Origin of the sequence: uncultured Hymenobacter sp., assembly GCF_964242765.1 — a bacterium.
Taxonomy (GTDB): domain Bacteria; phylum Bacteroidota; class Bacteroidia; order Cytophagales; family Hymenobacteraceae; genus Hymenobacter.
Window position 1 is genome coordinate 1 of sequence record NZ_CAXTBM010000126.1, and the last position, 6,601, is coordinate 6,601.

Consider the following 6,601-nt stretch of genomic DNA (forward strand, 5'->3'; position numbering starts at 1 on the left):
CATCGAGGACCTGATTGCCATGACCGCCCTCTACCGGCCCGGCCCGATGCAGTTCATCCCGAACTTCATCAACCGCAAGCACGGCCGCGAGCCGGTGGAATACCCGCACGAGTTGCTGGAGCCGATTCTGAACTACTCGCAGGGCATCATGGTGTACCAGGAGCAGATTATGCAGGCCGCGCAGATTCTGGCGGGCTACTCGCTCGGTGGCGCCGACTTGCTGCGCCGGGCCATGGGCAAAAAGGATTTGAAAAAGATGGCTCAGGAGCGCGACAAGTTCACGGAAGGCGCCAAGAAGCTGCACAACATCTCCGCCAAGAAAGCCAACGAGGTGTTCGACGTGATGGAGAAGTTCGCGGCTTACGGCTTCAACCGCTCCCACTCGGCCGCCTACTCGGTGGTAGCCTATCAGACCGGCTACCTCAAAGCCAACTACCCCGGCGAGTACATGGCCGCGGTGCTCACCAACAACATGGGCGACATCAAGAAGGTGACCTTTTTTATCGAGGAAGCCCGCAAACAAGGTGTGCCCGTGCTCGGTCCCGACGTCAATGAATCCATCCTGAAGTTCAACGTGAACAAGCAGGGCCAGATTCGTTTCGGCATGGCCGCCGTGAAAGGTGCCGGCGAAGCCGCCGTGGAAGAAATTGTGCAGGAGCGCACTAAAGGCGGGCCGTACGCGGATATCTTCGACTTTTCGCGCCGCGTGAATCTGCGGGCCGTGAACAAGAAAACCTTTGAAAGCATGGCCCAGGCCGGCGCCTTCGACTCGTTTGAACGCTACCACCGCCGCCAGTACATCGAGGCCCCGACCGGTGACCAAAACGTTATCGAGAAGGCCATGAAAGTGGGCCAGCAGCACCAAGCCGCTAAAGAATCGGCGCAGCAGAGCCTGTTCGGCGGGGGCGGCGACATGATGAGCATTCCGATGCCCAAAATCCAGGACATGGAGCTGTGGAGCCCCACCGAGAAGCTGCGCCGCGAAAAGGAAGTGGTAGGTTTCTACCTCTCCGGCCACCCGCTCGATGATTTCAAGCTGGAAATCGACTCGTACTGCACCTGCGGCCTCGACAAAATCGAGAATTATAAAAACCGCGACGTTTCGGTGGCCGGGCTGATTTCCAACGTGCTGTTCAAGACCACTAAGACTGGTCATCCCTTCGTCAGCTTCAACGTGGAAGACTACGAGTCGAGCTTGAACCTGGCTCTGTTCCGCGACGACTACTCGAAGTTTTCGCCTCTTATCAACCCTCGCAACTACGATAAAGAGCAGGTGCCGCCCATGTTTATCCGGGGCAAGTTCCAGCAGCGCTTCCGCGACTCCGACCAGTTCGAGTTCAAGATTATGACCATGGAGCCGCTCTTCCACGTGGCCGAAAAGCTTTCCAACGGTGTCCGGGTGCAACTCGACTTGCGCACTATTACCGAGCCCTTCATGGACCGCTTTATGATGGCCGTAGAGGAAAGCCAAGGCACCAAAAAGCTGGAAATCAAGTTCGCTGAGCCCCACGAGCACCTCGCCGTCGATACGTATTCCCGCCGCTACCGTATCGAGCCGAAGACATTTATCGCCCGGATGCGGGAGATGGAAATAGACGCCTGTCAGCTGATCTAAACAATGCAAGCCCTAAAGCGGCTGCCTTTGAGAGGGTAACTGCTCTAGGGCTAGGCAATAGAGGCTGTGCTAGCGGGTGAGCAGCAGACGGGCGCTCAGCGGGCCTTCACGCAGGTACACCCGTACTTGGTACACGCCGGGCGCCCACTTGCTGGTAGACAGGTCGAAGTGGTTCTCGCCAGATGTAGCGGAGTAGCTACCTCGCCACACGAGTTGCCCCAAACTGTTGCGCAACTCAACGAGTGCCGTTTGCTTACTTAGCGCGCCAAACTGTAAAGTGGCCTGGTCGGTGGCGGGATTAGGAAAAACTACGGTCGGTACCGCTAGGCTAGTTGCATGTGTCGCCATAGGCAGCGCTACGGTGAGAACCACGGTGGTAGTGGCCATGGTATAACCGGGCGCAGTAGCCTGCACAGTAGCGGTGTAAGTACCGGGAGCCAAGCCAGTGGCATTAACTCGAAAGGTAATATCCCGGCCCAACGGGTCGGTGGTGCTGCCAGCGGGACTAGGCGCCAAGGTAAGCCAGGCAGGCCAAGCATTGGGAGCCAGAACATAGGTGGCAGTGCCGCTGAGGGTCCAGAGTAAGTTGGGCAGAGTGGCTGTGCCGCCCGGCGCAACTTGTGCAGCTAGCTGCTCCCGTGAAAAGCGGAGCACATTGCTTGGGATGCTGCTAAGAGGGGCCGTACGTGTGATGGCCTCGGGGCCTATTGTCCCATTAATTTCGCCTTGGGACACGATAAGCGTGTTATTTAATACTTTAGCAAAGGCTCCACCAAGCGGCACCGGCAATTCACAGACCTTAGTCCATCGGTTGGCGGCAGGGTCATAGCTAAGTACATCTTCGTGGTTGGTATAGGAGTCAATGCCGCCCACCGTCAGGATACGGCCGTCGAGTACAGTTACAGTGCCCTCGAAGTGGGAGCGGATTGTAGGCAAATCGGCGCGGCGGGTCCAGGTGTCAGCTAATGGGTCGTACTCGTGTACCAGGGCTGTGTTGTTCACGCTTATATTATGGCCGTGCTGCCCGCCAAGAGCATACAGCTTACCCCCCAAGGTAGCGCCGCCTAAGTGGCAACGCGGCAGTGGCAGAGGAGCTGCTACTCGCCAGCCGGCCACCTCATTATCAAGATCAAGCACGAAATGCAAGGGCGAATCGGTTTGAATATCGGGCTCCACGCCGCCAAAGAAATGCAACTGTCTGCCTACCAGCGCCGCCGCGCCCGACCCACGCCGTTGCGGCAATGGTGGGCCGAGCCGCCACGTGTTAGCTTGGGTGTCATATATCTGCACGGCATCCGTTACTATACCCGGCCAGTTGCCCACGTAGCCACCCACTATCCACACAGCCGGGCCAACCAGCGCCGCGGCCGTGTGCGTAGTCGGCAGGGGCATGGGGGGCAGCGAGGTCCATTGGTCGGTTGCCAGATCATAGCGGCGCGACACGTTTGTAGCTTCCAAACCCCTGCTCGGATCGAAGGAATAGCCTCCGAACGTGTAGAAATACGGGCCTACCACCGCGCATTGGCCTTCCTTGTATCCTAAGTTGATTGTCGCCCTCGGAGTCCAAGTGCAAGCTGGCGGTGGCACCGAGCCAGTTGGCAGCCGTAGCACCTCTAGAGCAGCAATGGTTGGGTTGCCGGCCGCAGGCACAAAGTCTAAAGTTGCTTGCCCATCGGTTATGGAGGCGCGAGACTCTTGCACCACAGCGGTCATAGCCCCCACGGCGGCGTACAAATCATAATTAATCACTACCCGCCGGCCCTCAAGCTGCACGCTAAACACTCGCTGGCCAGGGCCGCCCGGGGCGCCCCCAGTAGCCCCATGATGTACTTCGGCAAAATGCATTCGGATGAGGTAGTCACCGGAAGGCACTGCGATATTGTAGCGCATGGGCGCCTGACCAGCAACGCCGTAGCGCTCCGTACGGTACAAAACGTCGTCGGTAGTGCCAGCTATATCCACGACGGCTGGGTTGGAAGAGGCTTGGCCATTAACGAAAAACTGATCAGCTGCAAACAAGCGGCCATCAACCGTGCGGTACGACTGAGTACTGCCGCAGTCGATGCGCACCGTGTCGCCGGCGGCAACCGGAGTTGCGCACAAAGCACCTAATAAGGCAAGTAGAGTAAGCATCGTCGGGAAGTAATCGGATTAACGCAACGCGTAACAAGTAGCTAAATAGACGGCTTGCAATAAGCCGCATTCCATGACGGGGTCTATTTTCTTGGTGTCATTAATATATAAATTATTGGCTATTAGGACACAAAATATGGGTTAAGCAGATTGCCCATTAGGTAAAATCAACACGCTCCTCTACTGACTTTTTACATCTGCGGGATGCACTTCTTCAGCCTTTATGTGTTGTATAAGCTTCGGAGTAGGCTCAAAATGAAGCGCGCAACATATAATTTGCGGTCAACAAGCAGTAGAAATTATGGCCTCAAGAAACAGTCTAAGTGCGGCTAGTATCCTTGGGGCTTTATTACGATGATATTGGCAATCTGCCAACCTGTCCGAACTGAACTTTCCGGCCCGGGTCTTGTTGAACACGCAATCTGCTACCTTGCGGCCCGCTTGACCGTAAAGAGCTTACACATTTCAACCAACCCCTTCTGTTATGGGACATAAAGCCATCGAAATTACCGATGCTAACTTCGACGAAATCATCAACTCCGATAAGCCCGTGCTTGTGGACTTCTGGGCCGAATGGTGCGGCCCTTGCCGCATGGTAGGTCCAGTAGTGGAAGAACTCGCCGGCGAATATGAAGGCAAGGTCGTGATTGGCAAAGTTGACGTGGACGCCAACCCACAGACCTCAGCCAAGTTCGGTATCCGCAGCATCCCGACGCTGCTGGTATTCAAGAACGGCCAGATTGTAGACAAGCAAGTAGGCGCTGTGCCTAAGCACGTGCTAGCTCAGAAGCTGGATGCTCAAGTAACGGCCTAGTCCAAGCAACCGTTGAGCTTATAACAAAGCCCGCCCTTTTCGTAAGGGCGGGCTTTTTGGCTTGTAGCTTGCAATTTCGCTTTGCGCTGAATGCATAGATTATTATCTACTGCGTCAGCCACTGATTCGGTTTGGTATAGCAACTCTTGGCATTTGGCGCACTCATATAGAACCGTACCGAAAATGGCTAGTATAGTTCGTCGGGGTTAGCGGCGCGGGCCTCGGTTGGAGGAGTTTGGGGTGGGCGCACACCACTGAGCAGAGAGAAGCTTGGCGCAAAGTGAATGGGCACCGTAAAGGTCATGGCCGTTGGCACGTTGTACTCGCGGCCAGGCTGAAAAACCGGCAGGCTAGCCACTACCCGTCGTGCTTCCTGATCGGCTTCTGGAGCTAAGCCCCGTATTACTTCCACTTGCCCAACACGGCCATCTTCGCCAACTGTATAGCGGACGTACACATTGCCGGTAATGCCCTTGCGACGAGTATTTTTGGGGTACACAGTATTCCGAGCTACAAAATTGAGCAACGCCTCTTCCCCGCCCGGAAACTCTGGTAGTTGCCGTTTGTGTAGCTTACACACGTAGGGCGAAGCATCCTCGTTGAAGAAAGCCAAAGCCGGGCCCTTCTCGCGGCTTAGCAGTTCGATAGCGCTTAGCTGGCCTGTGTCATAGTAGTAGCGCCATTCGCCGGAAGGCTGGCCGGCTGTATAGGTGCCTTTCGAGCGTTTTTGGCCATTACGATGCACACTAATCCAAGATGCTACGCGCTGCCCTTGCGCATATTCGCCTCGCTGACTCACCCGACCGTCTTCGTACCAAGACACGTAAATACCATCGGCGTCATCGGCTCGGTAGTGCACCTGCGCTGCTTTGCTACCGTTGGGATGGTACCAAGTCAATAGACCGGAACGTATAGGTGGGTCGATAGAGGAAAGGGTACCTCGAAGTTGCAGCGCCCCAGTGAGCGAGTATTCGCGCATGGCATAGGTACCAAGCAATTCATTCTTTTGATCTATCAACCGATAGTGCGTAGCACTATCAGGCACCGCCTCTTCATCTCGCTCATTGAGGTAGATAGCAGGCATACTCTGCGCAGATAAGCCGACTGGCAAAGCCAATAGCAATCCGCAAAACACAACGAGGTAGGCTAACATAGAAGGGCGCGCTACATGAGGGGTCTGGAAATATACCATCCTGCCAGCAGTCGCCCAAGCGCTTCATAGATTGTTCAGACAAAATCCGTTTATATTACTATTCTAATTTTACTTCACCTATCATATCTCCATTTACAGAATATTGGCAAGCATAAAAAAGCTAGTTGTGCAAGCATAACTAGCTTTTTCTTGAGCACGCTCAGCTTATGATGGCAGAAGTTGAATCGGACGATTTAAAGTCTCCTCGAGCGATATTAGCGTTTCAGTGCGCTCAATGCCCTCGATGAGTTGCATTCGGTCATGTAGTACGTCGCGCAGGTGCTGTGTGTCGCGGCAGACGATGCGGGCGAATATGCCATAGGCGCCGGTAGTGAAGTGAATACTAACTACTTCCGGAATTTCACGCAATTGTTCTGCTACGCTCCCGTACACTGAGCTTTTCAACAAATAAATGCCTAGAAAGGCATTCACTCCGTAGCCTAGCTTCTGGTAATCAATCTGAAGCGTCGCGCCTTTCACAATACCTAACTCCTCTAATCGCGCCATACGCACATGAACCGTGCCTCCTGATACATGGACTTTACGTGCGATTTCGGTATACGGCATTTTGGCATCCTGCATCAATAAATCCAGAATCTTGCGGTCGGTGTCGTCAAGTTCGTAATTCTTAGCCATTTTAAGGGAGCTTGATTGTATATATTTAAATTAAAACGAGTTTTATTAAGAAAAATTGTAAATTTCAAGGCAAATATCTGCTAAATTTTTACAATTCAATTTAACTTACTACATTTGTTATAATCTGATGCATACGGCGGAAGGTTCTTTTTGTAGAATGATGAAACTGGCAGACATGCCCTCCTCTCTCGGGGGTGGCGATTCGGGAAAA

At 54.1% G+C, this 6,601-nt stretch carries 5 protein-coding genes; 2 read left to right on the top strand and 3 right to left on the bottom strand.

Annotated elements, in window-relative coordinates; genetic code table 11:
* A partial coding sequence (dnaE, locus tag ACFE7X_RS24785; RefSeq protein WP_375438362.1) for a DNA polymerase III subunit alpha occupies positions 1–1,615 on the top strand: 1,615 nt, incomplete at its 5' end.
* A 69-nt stretch (positions 1,616–1,684) separates the two neighbouring features.
* Here the strand turns inward: dnaE and ACFE7X_RS24790 are convergent.
* Positions 1,685–3,748: a malectin domain-containing carbohydrate-binding protein gene (locus ACFE7X_RS24790; RefSeq protein ID WP_375438363.1), complete on the bottom strand. Its 2,064-nt coding sequence runs from the start codon at positions 3,746–3,748 to the stop codon at positions 1,685–1,687.
* 484 nt (positions 3,749–4,232) lie between these two features.
* On the opposite strand from ACFE7X_RS24790, the gene trxA reads away from it, so the two are divergent.
* On the top strand, positions 4,233–4,562 hold the full coding sequence (gene trxA, locus ACFE7X_RS24795) for a thioredoxin (RefSeq protein WP_331144310.1): 330 nt from the start codon (positions 4,233–4,235) through the stop codon (positions 4,560–4,562).
* Positions 4,563–4,749: 187 nt separating this feature from the next.
* On the opposite strand, the gene ACFE7X_RS24800 is transcribed toward trxA, so the two are convergent.
* Both ACFE7X_RS24800 and ACFE7X_RS24805 read right to left on the bottom strand, forming a co-directional pair.
* Positions 4,750–5,646 (bottom strand): TonB family protein, encoded by an 897-nt coding sequence (locus ACFE7X_RS24800; RefSeq protein WP_375438364.1) that lies wholly within the window; start codon positions 5,644–5,646, stop codon positions 4,750–4,752.
* A gap of 273 nt (positions 5,647–5,919) precedes the next feature.
* Positions 5,920–6,390, bottom strand: a complete 471-nt coding sequence (locus ACFE7X_RS24805; protein WP_245119441.1) for an AsnC family transcriptional regulator — start codon at positions 6,388–6,390, stop codon at positions 5,920–5,922.
* Between the last annotated feature and the right edge of the window lie 211 nt (positions 6,391–6,601).